The 15,769-nt window shown below is 67.4% G+C and carries 14 protein-coding genes and 1 pseudogene; 8 read left to right on the top strand and 7 right to left on the bottom strand.

Annotation, left to right across the window (positions count from 1 at the left end):
* Positions 1 to 189 precede the first annotated feature (189 nt).
* The 5 genes from ABTY98_RS01230 (at position 190) to ABTY98_RS01210 (ending at position 2,774) form a co-directional block, all read left to right on the top strand.
* A complete protein-coding gene (locus tag ABTY98_RS01230) occupies positions 190 to 525 on the top strand; it encodes a hypothetical protein (RefSeq protein WP_352218766.1) in 336 nt (111 codons plus the stop codon).
* 185 nt (positions 526 to 710) lie between these two features.
* Positions 711 to 1,088, top strand: coding sequence for a type II toxin-antitoxin system RelE/ParE family toxin (locus ABTY98_RS01225; RefSeq protein WP_352218765.1), 378 nt, complete (start codon positions 711 to 713; stop codon positions 1,086 to 1,088).
* Positions 1,085 to 1,423, top strand: a complete 339-nt coding sequence (locus ABTY98_RS01220) for a helix-turn-helix domain-containing protein (RefSeq protein WP_352218764.1) — start codon at positions 1,085 to 1,087, stop codon at positions 1,421 to 1,423. Before ABTY98_RS01225 ends, ABTY98_RS01220 begins: the two co-directional genes overlap by 4 nt.
* 713 nt (positions 1,424 to 2,136) lie before the next feature.
* Entirely contained in the window at positions 2,137 to 2,370 is a 234-nt protein-coding gene (locus tag ABTY98_RS01215; protein ID WP_352218763.1) for a type II toxin-antitoxin system VapB family antitoxin, read from the top strand.
* Complete coding sequence (locus ABTY98_RS01210; protein WP_352218762.1) at positions 2,367 to 2,774, top strand: PIN domain nuclease; 408 nt, start codon at positions 2,367 to 2,369, stop codon at positions 2,772 to 2,774. The genes ABTY98_RS01215 and ABTY98_RS01210 overlap by 4 nt, the downstream gene beginning before the upstream one ends.
* A 276-nt stretch (positions 2,775 to 3,050) precedes the next feature.
* Here ABTY98_RS01210 and ABTY98_RS01205 read toward each other — a convergent pair whose 3' ends face one another.
* Together ABTY98_RS01205 and ABTY98_RS01200 are read right to left on the bottom strand one after the other, a co-directional pair.
* On the bottom strand, positions 3,051 to 3,491 hold the full coding sequence (locus ABTY98_RS01205) for a DUF4262 domain-containing protein (protein WP_352218761.1): 441 nt from the start codon (positions 3,489 to 3,491) through the stop codon (positions 3,051 to 3,053).
* A gap of 10 nt (positions 3,492 to 3,501) precedes the next feature.
* A complete protein-coding gene (locus ABTY98_RS01200) occupies positions 3,502 to 3,813 on the bottom strand; it encodes a hypothetical protein (protein WP_352218760.1) in 312 nt (103 codons plus the stop codon).
* A 44-nt stretch (positions 3,814 to 3,857) separates the two neighbouring features.
* Between ABTY98_RS01200 and ABTY98_RS01195 the strand changes: the two are divergent.
* A pseudogene (locus ABTY98_RS01195) lies at positions 3,858 to 4,057 on the top strand (substrate-binding domain-containing protein); the annotation flags it as partial.
* 390 nt (positions 4,058 to 4,447) lie between these two features.
* Here the strand turns inward: ABTY98_RS01195 and ABTY98_RS01190 are convergent.
* The 5 genes from ABTY98_RS01190 to ABTY98_RS01170 form a co-directional block, all read right to left on the bottom strand.
* The gene (locus tag ABTY98_RS01190; protein ID WP_352218759.1) at positions 4,448 to 5,359 is read right to left on the bottom strand and encodes a hypothetical protein; all 912 of its coding nucleotides are present in this window, start codon (positions 5,357 to 5,359) and stop codon (positions 4,448 to 4,450) included.
* 304 nt (positions 5,360 to 5,663) lie between these two features.
* Positions 5,664 to 5,843 carry a hypothetical protein gene (locus ABTY98_RS01185; protein WP_352218758.1) on the bottom strand — a complete coding sequence of 60 codons (180 nt, stop codon included), beginning with the start codon at positions 5,841 to 5,843 and terminating at the stop codon, positions 5,664 to 5,666.
* Between the two features lie 75 nt (positions 5,844 to 5,918).
* The gene (locus ABTY98_RS01180) at positions 5,919 to 6,941 is read right to left on the bottom strand and encodes a LacI family DNA-binding transcriptional regulator (protein ID WP_352218757.1); all 1,023 of its coding nucleotides are present in this window, start codon (positions 6,939 to 6,941) and stop codon (positions 5,919 to 5,921) included.
* A gap of 386 nt (positions 6,942 to 7,327) precedes the next feature.
* The gene (locus ABTY98_RS01175; protein ID WP_352218756.1) at positions 7,328 to 8,464 is read right to left on the bottom strand and encodes a glycoside hydrolase family 12 protein; all 1,137 of its coding nucleotides are present in this window, start codon (positions 8,462 to 8,464) and stop codon (positions 7,328 to 7,330) included.
* A 198-nt stretch (positions 8,465 to 8,662) separates the two neighbouring features.
* Positions 8,663 to 11,581 carry a glycoside hydrolase family 48 protein gene (locus ABTY98_RS01170; RefSeq protein WP_352218755.1) on the bottom strand — a complete coding sequence of 973 codons (2,919 nt, stop codon included), beginning with the start codon at positions 11,579 to 11,581 and terminating at the stop codon, positions 8,663 to 8,665.
* Positions 11,582 to 11,839: 258 nt separating this feature from the next.
* Between ABTY98_RS01170 and ABTY98_RS01165 the strand changes: the two genes are divergently transcribed.
* Together ABTY98_RS01165 and ABTY98_RS01160 are read left to right on the top strand one after the other, a co-directional pair.
* Positions 11,840 to 13,312: a cellulose binding domain-containing protein gene (locus tag ABTY98_RS01165; RefSeq protein ID WP_352218754.1), complete on the top strand. Its 1,473-nt coding sequence runs from the start codon at positions 11,840 to 11,842 to the stop codon at positions 13,310 to 13,312.
* Positions 13,313 to 13,343: 31 nt separating this feature from the next.
* Positions 13,344 to 15,113, top strand: a complete 1,770-nt coding sequence (locus ABTY98_RS01160) for a glycoside hydrolase family 6 protein (RefSeq protein ID WP_352218753.1) — start codon at positions 13,344 to 13,346, stop codon at positions 15,111 to 15,113.
* The last annotated feature ends 656 nt before the right edge of the window (positions 15,114 to 15,769 follow it).

The following is a 15,769-nucleotide window of genomic DNA, read 5'->3' as shown; positions in this document are numbered from 1 at the left end:
GGAGGTGACGGGCGGGCGATGTGTCCGCCGGAGGGAGAGGCCTGGGCCGTCGGCACGGGTGGCGGGCCCGTCGAAGGCGAGGCGATCTGCCACGGAGACTTCGGCCCGTGGAACGTCGTGTGGCAGGGCCACCGGCCCGCGAGGATCAGCGACTGGGAATTCGCACGCCCGGCTCCGTGATTGCACGATGTGGCCTACACGCTCGAGTACGTTGCCCCCTTCCGCAGCGACGCCGAGTGCCTGAGGTGGCTGCGCTTCCCGGAACCGCCCGACCGCTGTGGGCGCCTGGAACTGTTCTGCACCGTCTATGGCCTCCCCACGGCGTCCGGCATGGTTGATGCCGTCATCGCCGGGCAGTGGGAGAACGTCGAACTCGTCCGCTGTTTGGCAGGGCAAGGCCACGAACCCCAGGCGACCTGGGTCGCTGAGGGCTTGCTCCAGCAACTCGACGGCAGGGTGGTCTGGAGCCAGCCGAACCGAAGCCTGTTCGAGAACTGCCCGTTCCGTCTTCCCGTCGCCACATAGAGCATCGTCATAGAACGTGGCTCTGGCCGTGTGAGGGTGTCGACGGCGATCGCACCCGCGCCGTCTCCTGATACAAGACCCGAGGGTCGGCCAACCTGACCGGGCCGGCCCGGTCCCACATCCGTCATTATGACGTCAGTGGTGTATGCTGCCAGTGTAATAAATTGTAGATGGGGGACGCGTGCATGACTTGGAAGATTGTCGTGGTCGAGCCAGCTCTTTCGTGGCTTCACGGCCTGCGCCGTACTGACCGCGACACTCTGATTCAGGTCAGTCAGGCTGTCGCTGCCCTTCAGGAAGAAGGTCCCGCGCTGGGTAGGCCTCTGGTGGACACGATCAAGGGCTCGGCGTTGTCGAACCTCAAGGAGCTTCGCCCCGGCTCGCCAGGGGCCACGGAAGTGCGCTTGTTGTTCGTGTTCGACCCGGACCGTCAGGCCGTGATCCTGGTCGGCGGTGACAAGGCGGGTAACTGGTCCGGCTGGTACCGCGTCGCGGTGCCCCAGGCGGAGCAGGCATACGCGGAGCATCTGAAGCGAATCGATGGAGAGGACGGGGCACGATGACTGATCACCTCAAGGATCCACAGGCCGTCTCCTGGGGAGACCTGGCCGAGGATTTCGCCTTCACCGATGCCGAAAAGGATCAGATCCAGAGGGGGGCGCAGGCGATGGTCCTGGCCTCCCGTGTGCACCGCCTTGCCGAGTTGCGGAAGCGGCAGCACACCACGCAGGTCCAGGTTGCCGAAGCCATGGGTGTAACCCAGGCCCGTGTCTCACGCATCGAGAAGGGTCAACTGGAGCGCAGCGAGGTCGACACCCTCGCTGCCTACGTCAAGGCGCTCGGCGGCAAGTTGAAGATCGTCGCTGACTTCGGTGATGAGACCTACGTCCTCGGCTGACCCGATCCACAGGTTGCGACCCAAGGTCCATGCACAGTCCGGTGCACAAGCCCGCCTCTTGCCGTCAGGGATGATGCTCGCCCCCGGGGGTGGAACATCATCGCGTTGGTAGGGGAATCCGTTGGGCGAAGGTTCAATCCCTTTGGCGGAACTGGTCGGAGGCGGACTGCTGCGGTTGTAAGCGCCCCCTCAAAGAAGCTCAGGGGCCAAACAGGGGCCACAAGGACAGGAACACATCGACAAGCATCACACAGGACTGACACCGATCAATGCATCTGACCTGCGGAAACGTCATGGACAAGTATTGATCGACAAGGGTCGCCAAGATCCTCAAAGGACTCATAATCCGTCGGCCGTGGGTTCGAGTCCCACCCGCCCCACCACTCGCTACGCGCGAGGAAACGATCTGACCAGCAACTTACAGGCGGGCAGCGAGTCGAGGGACGCTGACGGCGGGTCTCGAGGCGCGCTTTCATGATCGGCAGGACAGATTCGGGACGCCGATTCCGGTCAAGTCGGACATGAGATACACGGGGTGATTCGCGTCGACTGAGACGGCCCCCTGTTGATCCGACCTGGACCGGGAAACGCTTGAAATGAAAACGCCCCACGTCCCGCACACCTCCTTTGAGTGGTCTGTCTGCAATCGATGGTCACATCCAATGTTGGCGATGTATCGTGGATGCATACATTGTGGATGTTGGAGGTGTCCGGTGTCCGTCACGCAGATTGATCTCGATGACGAGGCGCTGGCCGAGGCCATGCGGCTCATGGGTGCGACGACGAAGAAGGAGACCGTGAACGCGGCTCTTCGGGACTACGTAGCGCGGATCAAGAGGCTGGAGGCCGCGGAGAAGCTGGCAGCGCGAGGTTCGCGTGGAGAGTTCGAGCAGGCCGCAGCGGCGCATGACGCCGAGAAGCGTGTGCGACGCGAGGCCTTCGAGTGATCTCGTATCTGGTGGACACCTCGGCTCTGTGGCACCTGTTCCGTACCCCGGGTGCGCTGCGCCCCTGGGAGGGGCACATCGCCGCTGGGGTGTTCCACCTCTGCGAGCCGACACGTGCCGAATTCCTCTACTCGGCGACCAGCCCGTCTCACCGAGACGAGCTGGCAGAGGAACTGGACGCGCTCTGCTTGCTCTCTCCGGTTCCGAAGAATGCCTGGCGTTGGGTCGACACCGCCCAGTACAAACTGACCCAGCGTGGCCAGCATCGGGCGGCTGGAGCGATCGACCTGCTGGTGTGTGCGACAGCCGTGCACCATGGGCACACCGTCCTCCACGTGGACAATGACTTCGCGACGGTGGCCGGAGTCCTCAAGGAAGTTCAGCAGCGAGACGCACGAGTCTGATCAGCTGAGACGGATCCACATGGTCGAGACCTGGTGGGACTGGCTGATCGACGGCCGGGGCTGCGAGTTCCCGGCCGTCCCTCGCCGTTGGTCACCGTTGTGAACTTCCATGCCTCATTCTCAGCTTGCTCCGGGGTCGCGACCTTAGGCGCGCTAACCGCGCGGCTTCCGTGCCGCCGCCACTCACAGGTCCTGTGTCCAGACCCCGACAGGATGCTCCTGAGGAGGGAGCCACAGTTGGGGTTGGCGGCTCAGAAGGACTTCTCCCCCCTCCTGTCAGGGTAATGCCGCATCGCGATTGGGCCAGACCACCTGAAGGAAGGGGAACGGTGGCTTGCGATAGAAACCGATCGCTTGGCCGAAGAACGCCTTGTACCACCGATAGTCGACTCTCTTCAGGATGACTGGCACGTTCGCGATCTCGTGTCGGTCCTGGTCGGTTTCCAAGGGGTCTCCCTCGACCGTCCGTCCGCCGAGGTCGTTGAGAACCGGCTGCATCAGATGGGTGTCCAGGCCGAACATTGCGAGTTCGGGTACGCGGCGCTGGTGCCACAGGCCGATGGTGTAGGCCCAGCCGGGCCTCCGATCGTCGGCGGGGACCCCTACGACCTGCCAGCCGTGTCGGTCGATGGTGTCGGCGGTCACCCGGGCGCGAGGGGTGAGGTCGGTGGTCTGCCGGCAGACGACGCAGTGGCAGGCGGTGCGGTCGGTGGGCATGGTGGAATCGTCACCTACTGACGGGGTAGCCGATCTGTGCCAGATCATCAGCGATGTCCGTGAGGGAGACGTCCGGATTCAACTGATTGATCATCTGCTGCGTCAACGGGGTGCCCCGGTAGATCGGATCGATGGCGGCGGGGTCGAGTTCGGTCTCGTAGCACGAGCGCGCGAACTCGCGGTAGAAGTCGGGGGTTCCGGTCGTCAGGGGGGCGAACAGCCAGTTCGCGCCGTCCGGGACGACGTCCGACTGGTCCGGAAACCTCGCGTCACCGTGGTGCCAGCCGTCGGCTTCCCCTCTCAGCCTGATCGGCTTCGCCACTCACAAGGCGCCACGCCTGGCCGGACTCGACCCAGACCGGTTGACGGGTACCGGAGGACGCCTCGTGATCGGTTTCGACGACTTTCCGCCGGCTCAACGCACCGAGCCACGCCTGACAGGGCGTCAGCCGCTGAAGGAGACGGGCCGAGCCGTGATCAGACTGCTGGGGGAGATCGAAGAGCCGGTCGTGGCCTGGCGCCACGTCGTTCTCCGTACGGAGCTGGTCATCCGCGAGTCGTCCTGAGAAACGCCTACGCCCACCGGGCTCGACCGGATGCGCCGCAAACCGGACTCGAGGCGCCCCCGGACGAAGGACCGGGCGCAGGCCGCATGCGACCGGCCTGTTCTTCCTCCAGTAGCCCGGCGGGAAGACCTGACGGAGTCCTACGCCCCGTCGGTCAGCCGGGGGCGGTCGCAACAGGGGCGGCGTACGCCCAAGGCCAGCCAGAAGAAGGCGCGGTTAACGACAGTACGAGAATGGCTGTGCCCACCGCACGGTCATGCCCTGCCGGCGACGGAGGCAAGGGCTCTGGGGTAGCAGCTCCGCCGAGCCCGCTTTCCACGGGTCGTGGAAGGCGGGCTCGGCGGAGCGTCCGCAGGTGCTACGGCGTGACGGGTTTCCCCGCGGCTGTGGTCACGAGCGGCGTGTGCGGCGGGTCATGTAGAGCGCGCCGGCGCCGAGGGCGATCACCACGCCCGCGCCGCCTGCTATCAGGCCGACCGGTGCGTTGGAGCCCGTCTCGGCCAGCGGCGGGGTGCTGTCGCTGGGCGAGGGCGAGGGGGTCGTGGGCGGCGTCGACTGCATCGGCGGAACGTCCGAAGTGGTCGGCGGAGTGGTGGCCGGGGAGGGCGTCGTGGGCGTGGCGGGCGGCGTCGACTCCTGGGCGGGCGGCTGACTGGCCGGCGGCGTGGCCGGGGTCGACCCCGTGGGCGTCGGAGTGGGAGAGTCGGGATGGCTCGGGGTGCAGGGCTTGTCGCCGCCGTTCCACGCCGCGATGAGGTGGTACGGGGTGACGACGTTGTCGGGCTCGTACGGGGCCGGTCCGTGACCGTCTTCCGACTTGCCGTCGTAGATGACGTCATCGCCGTACAGGTCGATCTGCCCATAGCAGTCGGGGGACTTGACCGACAGCTGCTGCCAGGAGTGCTTGCCGCCGTCGGCGTCGGCCAGGTCTGCGGCGGTCAGGTAGACGGTCGCATGGTCGATGAGGGTCTGGTGGCCGGAGGTGTACCAGTTGGCGCCCTCGGTGGTGTATTCGGCCAGCGAGACCGGGTACTTGCAGCCGTCGCCGACCGTCTGACCCGCGGCCAGGCGCACCTCGACGGTGCCGGGGACGGCGTCCCACTGATGGAAGCCGCCCTGCGAGGTCCAGTCAGCCCCGACGGACTTTCCGTCGGCGTCGACGATGCGGTACTGCACGGTGGCGGACTGGCAGTCACCCGCTGTCGTGGCGCTCGCCGCGGGGGCCCCGATCAGGGGCGTGGTGACGCCGAAAGCGGTTGCGGCAAGAACAGCCAGCGTTCTGGAGCGGTGGGAGCGCGTCAAGATCTGCCTCTTTGGCATTGAGAGTGTGGGAGGTGGCTGAGCGCGAGCGACCAACACATGCCGATCCAGAGGGATGTGGCGGGGGCACTCGCGTCCCCTGGCTCACTTCAAACGCAGCGAGCAATCGCATTGTTGTCACTTTCACAACGCACGTCAATCTGTTGCGAGGCCGCCCGGTGAGCGGAATCCGCGCCCGCCGTGCGGCGTCCGCCGGGGTCGGCGGATGAGTGAACGCAAGCCGTATCCCGGCGACTTGTCGGACGAGTAATGGTTGTCGATCGAGTCGGTGATCACCTGACGGCGGTCAGTAGACCTCACGGGGAGTTACCGAGCGGCGGTCGAGCTGGCCGGCTGCGACCACCAGCCCGTACGCGATGACGGCGCCGAAGCGGACGGAAGCGAACTGGAAGTCGCCGTGCAGGGTCAGTGTCAGGTCGTGAACGCCACCGGGCTCCGTACCTGACCCGAGCCGGTGGCGACCCACGCCCACCTAGGCCTCGAAACGGGCTGCGCCGGGAAGGTCCGCGGAAGACAACAGCGGGGTCGCAGAGGACGGTCGTCAGGACGACTCGCGAACGACCAACTCTGTACGGAGGATGACGTGGCGCCAGGCCACGGACGGCTCCTCCATCTCCTCGAGCAGCAGTCTGATCATGGCCCGCCCCATCTCCTCCACCGGCTGACGCACTGTGGTCAGGCGCGGCTCGGTGCGCTGGGCCAACGGAAAGTCGTCGAACCCGATCACGGCGACGTCCTCCGGCACCCGCCGTCCCGCCGCGCGCAGCGCCTGCAGCGCCCCTGCCGCAGAGGTGTCCGACGCGGCCAGGACGCCGTCGATCTCCGGGTGCCGGTTGAGGAGTTCCGCCATGGCGCGGCGCCCGCCCTCCCCCGTGAAGTCACTCTCCGCGACCAAGGACCCGGCGCTCTTCAGACCGGCCAACTCCAAGGCATCCTGGTAGCCGCGCAGCCGGCACTGCGCGACGTACATGTCCAGCGGCCCCGTAATGGTGGCGATCGCCCTGCGACCCTGTTTCAGCAGGTAGGAGACGGCGCTGCGAGCACCACCCACATTGTCCGCGTCCACGTAGCTGACGTACTCGTCGCCCGACCGGCGCCCCAGCAGCACGGTCGGCAACCGCGCCTCGGCGAGCATGTCGGGCAGCCGATCGCCCCCGTGCACGGACATCAGCAGGACCCCGTCGATCCGGCCGCCGCGTGCGTACTCCAGGAAGCGCTGCCGTTCGCTCTCCGAGCGGACCAGGGTCAGCATCAGTTGCATCCCGGTGTCCGCCAGCACATCGCCGAGCGAGCGGACGATCTCCGAGAAGAACGGCTCCGCGAACTGTCTCCAGTCCGGCTCCGTCAGGACGAGGGCCACGGCGTCGGCCCGCCGCCCGGCCAGGGACCGGGCCGCGAGATTGGGCACGTACCCCAGTTCCTCGATGGCGCGTTGTACGGCCCGGCGTGTCGACTCCTTCACACCGGCCGCGTTGTTGATGACCCGGGAGACCGTGCCCCGCCCCACCCCGGCGTGGACGGCCACCTCTTCCAGCGTCGGCGCTCCAGGGCGTCGCCTGGCCATGACCACCTCCCCCACCCGCGAGATCACCGATCTTACGGGCCCGGGGAACCGGGCACACGACTTCCGCGAGTGATCAACTGTGCTCGGCGGGAAGAAGTCCCGATCGGGCGTGTCAGCCACGCCGGTGGTCGGTGCGGGGAACCTCGGGCCCACCGCGGCTCCTCAACGGTGATCGACGCCTACAGGGCCTGGCTGTCGGCGCCTCGTGGACGCGGTCATGCTGAAGGTCGTCAACGGGCCGGCTGGGGAAGAGTCGCACCCACCCGGCTGAACACGAACGTCAGGCGGGTGGGTGCGGGGTGACGGATGCGCACTCGCGTCCGGCGCATGGTTCGCCGCAGGCCGGCCTGGAGGCGGCTGGTCTCAGGCCGCCCGTGCCGACGCCGTCAGGCGGTGGTGCAGGACGAGCCGTTCAGGCTGAAGCCGGCCGGTTCGGCGAAGGCGCCGTCGTAGGTGCCCTGGAACCCGAAGGAAACCTGGCCGCCAGGTGCGATGAACGCGTTGTACGCCATACCGCCGGCCGTCACCGCTCCTGACGAGGGAGAGACGTTGGCGCTCCAGGCACTGGTGATCTTCTGCCCGGTGGGCAACGTGAACGCGAGACTCCAGCCGTCGACGGGGGACGAACCCGCGTTGGTCACGGTGACGTCGGCGGTGAAGCCGCCCTGCCACACGTTCGTGCCGTAGGTCACCTTGCACGCCGACGAGCCGCCTGAGCCCCCACCCGGGCCGCCGGGGGTGCTGCCGCCGACGTTGACGGTCGAGGAGAACGACGTCACCGCCAGTCCCGCGCCGTTCTGCCAGGGCTCGAATCCTGCCTGAATACTCGTCAGGTACCAGTTGTCCTGCGCCAGTCCCCGGGAGACGGCCTGGCGGACGAAGTCCATCACGTCGAAGTTCCAGCTGTCGATCGCCGACGGCGCGACGAAGGACAGCACGTCGTTGGAGCCGTTGTTGCCGGACCACACCTGCCACGAACGCCCGGCCACAGTGGTGCTGCCGGTCTGCGAGCCGACCGGCTGCACGCCTCCCACATGGTTGAACCAGACCATGATCTCGGTGCGGTTCACACCGTCGGTGCGGGGTGTCGGGTCCAGCCAGATGTCGTACGCGGCGTCGTAGGCCGCACCGCTCACGTAGCTGTAGGAGATGCCCGTCGGCGCGCTCGAGATCGAACTCAGCCGGGCCGGGAGGTTGGTACCGGGTGAGCAGTTGGTGTAATGGCAGCCGTTGTAGACGGACGGGTATGACTTCGGGGCACCGTTCGTCGGGACCGAGCCGTCGGCCTGGGCGATGCGGAAGCCGGAGTCCGTGACCGCGATGCACTGATTGGCGCTGGTCCCCCAGCGGTTGTTCTGGACGACGTAACGGCCCTGGATCGTGGTCGTGCCGAACTGCTCGCAGATGGTCGTGTCGGCGTGCGACGCCGGAGCGGCGGTGAGAAGCGCCGCCAGCGCGACGAGTGACGTGAGCAGCGTGCCGAACAGAGCTTGCGCCCTGCTCCTGTCCTTCAACTGTTGCATGCGGATCCTCCGCTGGGATGTGTGGGGAGCAGCGAGAGCGTCCAGCCTTTTGGGAGCGCTCCCAAAAGGCTTCCGGGAGAGCATGATGATCATGTGCCTGACAAATGCCGGGCGGTCCCCTGCGCGGTCGAGGACCGCCCGGCGGGGTGACCCCGTCTCCCTGCGACGGGGTCGCGTACGCGGAGCTTCAGCGGGGGCCTATTCGAGGAGCTCCGCGTACGAGCCCATGGCGAGGGCGATGTCCGCCTGGGCCCAGAACCGGTGATAGGTGAAGACGGGCGCGGCACCGCCCTTGAGGTAGGCCTCGATCTTCGACCAGGCGGGGTCGTTCTTGTAGAACGACCTGAGCGAGGCGAAGGTTGACGAGGAGTTGATCGCGTCGCCGTTCGGCATCGTGCCGCTGAAGGTGCTCGGCACGTACACGCTGTCGTTGAACCTGCTGTAGTCCGTGCGGGTCTCCGGGACGGCGACGCCCAGGCTGTCCTGGTAGTTGTTCCACATGCCGTCCAGCAGCGCCTTCGCCGTCGTCTTCGCCGTGGCGTCACCGGACTTGGCGCCGTAGTACGTCAGCGTCTTGGCGTACGCGGCGGCCACACCGACGTCGTTGGTGTAGTCGGCGACGGTGACGTGGAGCCCGCTGTTGGAGCCGGGACTCGACGCGTTCCAGGTGTCGGGCTGCCCGGACCAGTGGAGGGTGGAGGGAATCTGGTAGGTGCCGTCCGGGTTGATCGTGGTCTTGGACAGCGCCCACTTGACCCACTTGTCGAGGACCGCCTTGGCCTGCGCGTTCCCTGTCTGCTGGTACAGCTCGGCGACCCGCTCCATGGACCACGCCTGGAAGCCGAACCACTGGTTCGACGGCGGGTCGTGGTAGACCGGCTGCTCGTCGTAGTACATGCCGTAGAAGGTCGGCGTCCCGGCCGGCGGAGTGGCGTACCGGCCCGCCCAGCTGTTGGTCGCGCCGCCGGCGATGGCGCCCTCGGACGACTGCAGCCACTGGTAGAACTCCAGCTGCCGGCTCAGCGACTTGGACCAGTCCGCCGCCCCGGTGGCCGACTTGGGCTTCAGGTCGGCGTCGGAGCTGAGCGCGTACGCGGCGAGCGGGTTCTGGTAGCCGCTGTGGGCGTAGCTGGAGCCGATGCGCCAGGCCCAGCCTCCGCTCGTGTCGTTCGAGCCGCCCCAGGCGTAGTACCAGGACAGCAGGTAGTGCGAGGCGTCCTTGCCGGTACCGGCCGAACACGTTGACGGGCCCACGCAGTTGCCGATCTTCTTGAAGTACTTGTCGTACATCGCGTACCGCAGGTAGTCGCCCATCTTCGCGGCCTTGCCCACGGTCGCGGAGACGTCGCCGCCCTTGCCCTGCTGCTTGGCCCATACATCGGCCCAGTACGCGGCCTGCACCGCGCGCGCGTCGGCGTCCGGGGCGTCCGTGTACTTCCACTGCTTGGCGTAGGACGAGTCACCGGTGAACAGGTCCAGGTAGCCGTTCTTGCCGCCGTACTTGAAGGCGTCGCAGGTCGGCTGCGGAACCGTTTCCCACACCGACTCCTGAGGACCGCGCTGGAAGGTGTTGATGTAGGAGGGCCCCTTCGCCGTGGGGCCGCCCTCGCAGGTCCCGCCGGGTGTGTCGCCGTAGCCGTAGACGTTGTCGACGTCCTCCAGCCAGTGCATGCCGTAGACGTCGTCCGTGTTGTACGTCGACTTCAGTTCACCGGCAAGCGGGTCCGAACCGACCGGCACGGACTGGTCCAGCTTGGTCGGATACTCGTTCGGCGTGTCCGCCTCCGGCGCGTAGGTCGCCGGCTTGGAGGCGTTGTAGAAGGAGTTGGTGGGCTGGTCGGCGTGGGACGGGATCATGTACTTCTCCATGAGCGCCCACGCGCCGTTGAACTTCGACCAGTCACCGGTGACCTTGCCGTACATCGCCTGCAGCCACAGAAGGTAGCTGTAGGCCTCCGACGTGGTCTCGTGCCCCTGGTCCGGGGCCTCGACGATCAGCGTCTCCACCGAGTGGTAGGGGACGCCGTCGGGCGAGAAGTAGCCGTTCGCCGGGTTGGTGATCTTCCCGTACAGGTCCAGGAACCGGGCGTCGTACTCCTTCTGCGCGGCCAGCTCCGTCACGGTGACCGTCGTCCTGGAGTAGCCGGTCGCCGAGGCGGTGAAGGTCGCCGCACCGGTCCCCGAGGTGTCGGCCGTCACGGTCACGGTCTGCGGGGTGTTCCAGTTGGACGGCGTGAAGGTCAGCGACGAGCCACCGGTCACGGACAGGCCCGAGTTGCCGTCGGTGCGGGCCGTGGTGACGGTGACGTCGGCGCTCGGCTGCGTCGACAGCTTCACCGTGAACGTGCCCGACTTGCCCTGTTGGACGCCCAGTTGGCTCGGTGAGGCGACCAGTGCGGGGCCCGAGGCCACCGTGATGCCGACCGGCGTCGACACGGCGGACGCGCCCAGGCTGTCGTACGCCTTCGCCACCAGCGAATGACTGCCCACGGACAGACTTGAGGCCGAGAGCGAGTACGGCGCACTGGTGACGGTGCCCAGCAGGGTCGTGTCGTCGTAGAACTCGACCTTACTGATCGTCGCGTTGTCGGCCGCGGCGGCGGTGGCCGCGAGCGGCACCGCGTCACCCCGAGTGTAGACCGCGCCCGGTTTTGGACTGGTCAGCACGGTGACCGGCGGCTGGTGCGCGCCCGTGCAGGGGGTGCCGTTGACCGCGAAGCCGGTGGGGGCGGCGTTGGTGCCGCTGTAGGTGAACTGGGCCCCGGTGGAGACGGCGGCGCCCGCGGCGATCGTGCCGTTGTAGCCGGCGTCCTTCACGGTGATCGACTGGCCGGACTGGGACCAGGTGCCGTTCCAGCCGTTGCCGAGCTTCTGGTTGCCGCTGTAGGCGTACGTCAGCGTCCAGCCGTTGATCGCGTCGGTGCCGCGGTTGGTGATGGTGAGGTCGGCGGTGAAGCCGGAGTCCCAGTCATTGGTCTTGTAGTCGACGCTGCACTGGACACCCGCCGCCTGAGCGGGCGTTGAGCTGGTGGCGAGCATCGACAGGGGTAGTGCGAACGCGGCCGCGACGGCGGTCCACAGCCGTCGCACAGCTCTGCGCTTGCGTCCGGGATCCATGTTTCTGGTCCTCCTTGCGGAGTGCGGCTCGGTGGGGGTCAAGGCTTGAACCAGTGGGAGCGCTCCCATAGTGGGGACGGAGGCCTAGCCCGTCAAGACGTTGAGAAGTTGAATCGTTTTGACCTGAACCTGCCGAAGGAAGTTCAGTAACAACCCTGTGAAACCAGCCCGGTTGGCGCTACCTTCATCGGCACCAGTGGGAGCGGTTCCATCAGTCGACGCGGCCGTCACGGCGCGCCAAGCTGCAAGGAGTCGCTCATGCGACACCCCCCGCGTTCAGTAATTTCAGCCGTCGCCGGTGCGGTCGCGCTCGTCTCGAGCGCGGTCCTGCCGGTGGTCTCGGCCCAGGGAGCCACCCCCGTGTGCACGGTGGAGTACGCCGTCACCAGCCAGTGGGACGGCGGTTTCCAGGGCTCCGTGAAGATCACCGACAACCAGGCGGCGGTGAGCGGTTGGCAACTCGCCTTCGACTTCGCCGACGGTCAGAAGGTCACCCAGGGCTGGAACGCAAAGTGGTCCCAGTCCGGCACCACCGTGACCGCGGCGAACGAGAGCTGGAACGGCACCCTCGCCGCCGGCTCGAGTATCACCGTCGGCTTCGTAGGCTCCTCGTCGGCGACCAACACCGCGCCGACGGTGTTCCGGCTCAACGGCACGACATGCAACGGCGCCCCGGAACAGACTCCGCCGCCGACCACCCCGCCGCCGTCCGACGGCAGCGCGCCCGCGCTGCATGTCTCCGGTACCAAGCTCGTGGACGCTGACGGCAGGACCCGCCGGCTGCTCGGTGTGAATCGCTCCGGCGGCGAGTTCATGTGCGTGCAGGGCCGTGGCATCTGGGACGGCCCGGTCGACGACGCGACGATCGAGGCGATCGCCGACTGGAAGGCCAACGCGGTCCGCATCCCGCTCAACGAGGAGTGCTGGCTGGGCCTTTCCAACGTCAAACCCGAGTACGGCGGCGCCGGTTACATCAGCGCGGTCAAGGATCTGGTGGCCCGCGTCGAGGCACACGGCATGACCCCGGTCCTCGACCTGCACTGGACGTACGGGCAGTACACCGGCAACTCGGCGGGCTGCTCCGACGTCCACGCAACCTGCCAGAAGCCGATGCCCGACAAGCAGTACAGCCCGGCGTTCTGGGCATCGGTGGCCGGCACCTTCAAGGACGACCCGGCGGCAGTGTTCGACCTGTTCAACGAGCCCTATCCGGACCGTGCGACAAGCAGTGCCACGGACGCCTGGAAGTGCTGGCGGGACGGCGGCACCTGCCCCGGGATCTCCTACCCGGTCGCCGGCATGCAGGACCTCGTGAACGCCGTACGGGGCGCCGGTGCGAAGAACGTCGTCATGGCCGGCGGGCTCGCGTACTCGAACGACCTGAGCCAGTGGCTGACGTACAAGCCCACCGACCCGGCGGGCAATCTCGCCGCCGCATGGCACGTCTACAACTTCAACTCCTGCTCGAACGAGAGCTGCTGGAACTCCACCCTCGCTCCGGTCGCCGCCCAAGTACCGCTCGTGGCCGGGGAAACCGGAGAGAACACCTGCTCGCACGGCTTCGTCGACCAGGTCATGAAGTGGTTCGACGACCGGGACCTGTCCTACCTGGGCTGGACCTGGAACACCTGGGACTGCTCCTCCGGGCCGTCCCTGATCTCCAACTACGACGGCACGCCCACCGCGTACGGCACCGGCCTGCGCGACCACCTGCGTGCCCTCAACCCGTGATCACCCTCCGAAGGAGAAGGAACCCGCACTCATGAGTCGTACAAGAATGTCACTTGTGGCCGCACTGGCGCTGGTCGCCGGAACCTCAGGGACGGCGCTCCTCACGTCACCGGCCGGTGCCGCCACCGCCTCGGTCCCCTGCACCGTGGACTACAAGGTGCAGAACCAGTGGGACACCGGCTTCACCACTGCCGTCACGATCACCAACAACGGTGCCGCCAAGTCGAGTTGGTCGCTGAAGTGGTCGTACGCCGGCAACCAGCAGGTCACCAACGGCTGGAACGCAGAGATCACCCAGAGCGGCGCCGCGGTGACGGCGACCAACGAGAGCTACAACGGCTCCCTGGCCAACGGCGGTTCGGTCAGCTTCGGCTTCAACGGCTCCTACAGCGGCACCAACAGCGTGCCCGCCACGTTCACCCTCGACGGCGTCACCTGCAATGTCGACGACGGCGGCACGGGCGGTGGTACCGGTGGTGGCACGGGCGGTGGTACCGGTGGTGGCACGGGCGGTGGCACAGGTGGCGGAGGGGGTGGCGGCACCGACGGCCGGGTCGACAACCCCTACGTCGGGGCCAACGTGTACGTGAACCCCGAATGGTCGGCCAAGGCCGCCGCCGAACCGGGCGGCAGCCGCATCGCCAACCAGCCCACCGCCGTCTGGCTCGACCGCATCGCCGCCATCAACGGTGTCAACGGCGGCATGGGCCTGCGCGCCCACCTCGACGAGGCGCTGAAGCAGAAGGGGTCCGGCGACCTCGTCGTCCAGCTGGTCATCTACGACCTTCCCGGCCGCGACTGTGCCGCCCTCGCCTCCAACGGCGAACTCGGCCCGAACGACCTCGACAAATACGAGTCCCAGTACATCGACCCCATCGCGTCGATCATCTCCGACCCGAAGTACGCGGGCCTGCGGATCTCCGCCGTCATCGAACCCGACTCCCTGCCCAACCTGGTCACCAACGCCGGCGGCACCCCCACCACCACCGACGCGTGCGTGACCATGAAGAGCAACGGCAACTACGAGAAGGGCGTCTCCTACGCCCTGGCCAAGCTCGGCGCCATCCCCAACGTCTACAACTACATCGACGCCGGCCACCACGGCTGGCTCGGCTGGGACAGCAACCTCGGCCCGGCCGTGCAGGAGTTCGCCAAGGTCGCCACGACCAACGGCGCGAGCGTGAACGACGTGGCCGGGTTCATCGTCAACACCGCCAACTACAGCCCCGTCAAGGAGCCGAACTTCAAGGTCACCGACACGGTGAACGGCCAGACCGTGCGCCAGTCGAAGTGGGTGGACTGGAACCAGTACGTGGACGAGCAGTCGTTCGCCCAGGCGCTGCGGGACAAGCTGGTGGCGGCCGGGCTCAACTCGGGCCTCGGCATGCTGATCGACACCTCCCGCGACGGCTGGGGCGGCTCCGCCCGGCCCACCGGCCCCGGCCCGATGACCTCCGTCGACGACTACGTCAACGGCAGCCGCATCGACCGGCGCATCCACGCCGGCAACTGGTGCAACCAGAGCGGCGCCGGACTCGGCGAGCGGCCCACCGCGGCTCCCGCCGCCGGAATCGACGCCTACGTCTGGGTCAAGCCCCCGGGTGAGTCCGACGGCTCCAGCTCCGCCGTCTCCAACGACGAGGGCAAGGGCTTCGACCGCATGTGCGACCCCACCTACGGCGGCAACGCCCGCAACGGCAACAACCCCACCGGCGCCCTGCCGAACGCCCCGCTGGCCGGACACTGGTTCTCCGCCCAGTTCCAGCAGCTCATGCAGAACGCCTACCCGCCCCTGCCGTAGCCCTCTGAGACGGTGAGTACCCGCCGGGGCCGGTCCCTGAGGACCGGCCCCGGCGGACGCGTCGTCGCCTTGCGCCACGGACCGGCAGCGGACCCTTTGGTTGCCGAACAGCACACCTGGCTCGGCGAGCCGCTTGCCCGCGTCGACCGCACGACGTCCGTGTCTTCCCGCAGCACGGGAACCTCACGGCGAGCGGAGCCGCTCGTTGCCGATGAGCAGCGTGGTCTGCGTCTCGGCGAAGCGGTCCTGCTCGACGTGAGACCGGCGGCTCAGCAGGCTGCCCAACCAGCCGAGGATGAAGCCGATGGGGACGGTTACCAGCGACGTTCTGCAGCGGGAACCAGTGGAAGTCCTTCCCTCGAAAGAGGGCGACGGAGCCGCAGGAGACAGCGGGGCCGAAGAACTCGAGGACGGCGCGGCACACGAGAGATCCGTAGATGGCCCACAGCAGACCCGTCCTGGTGAGACCCTTCCAGCAGGCCGTGTACCAGTGCGGGGAGCACCACGGAAGCGGTCAGGGCGGCGGCGAACGGACTCAGGGCGATGATGCTCCAGTTGTGCGGTGCCACCGCCAGGTACACGCTGACCATGCCAAACCCCATCACCACGACACGTGCCACGTTCACCTCGCTTCGTTCGCTGCCGGCACCCCGGCG

Origin of the sequence: Streptomyces sp. NPDC096040 (genome assembly GCF_040303265.1) — a bacterium.
Taxonomy (GTDB): Bacteria; Actinomycetota; Actinomycetes; order Streptomycetales; family Streptomycetaceae; genus Streptomyces.
The sequence above is the reverse complement of the archived record's forward strand: the minus strand, read 5'-3'. Positions and strand labels throughout refer to the sequence as shown.

Bases quoted from the DNA above. Each gene is read 5' to 3' on its own strand.
- ABTY98_RS01225 (WP_352218765.1), top strand. From the start codon at position 711: ATGACTTGGAAGATTGTCGTGGTCGAGCCAGCTCTTTCGTGGCTTCAC.
- ABTY98_RS01220 (WP_352218764.1), top strand. From the start codon at position 1,085: ATGACTGATCACCTCAAGGATCCACAGGCCGTCTCCTGGGGAGACCTG.
- ABTY98_RS01205 (WP_352218761.1), bottom strand. From the start codon at position 3,491: ATGCCCACCGACCGCACCGCCTGCCACTGCGTCGTCTGCCGGCAGACC.
- ABTY98_RS01180 (WP_352218757.1), bottom strand. From the start codon at position 6,941: ATGGCCAGGCGACGCCCTGGAGCGCCGACGCTGGAAGAGGTGGCCGTC.
- ABTY98_RS01175 (WP_352218756.1), bottom strand. From the start codon at position 8,464: ATGCAACAGTTGAAGGACAGGAGCAGGGCGCAAGCTCTGTTCGGCACG.
- ABTY98_RS01170 (WP_352218755.1), bottom strand. From the start codon at position 11,581: ATGGATCCCGGACGCAAGCGCAGAGCTGTGCGACGGCTGTGGACCGCC.
- ABTY98_RS01165 (WP_352218754.1), top strand. From the start codon at position 11,840: ATGCGACACCCCCCGCGTTCAGTAATTTCAGCCGTCGCCGGTGCGGTC.
- ABTY98_RS01160 (WP_352218753.1), top strand. From the start codon at position 13,344: ATGAGTCGTACAAGAATGTCACTTGTGGCCGCACTGGCGCTGGTCGCC.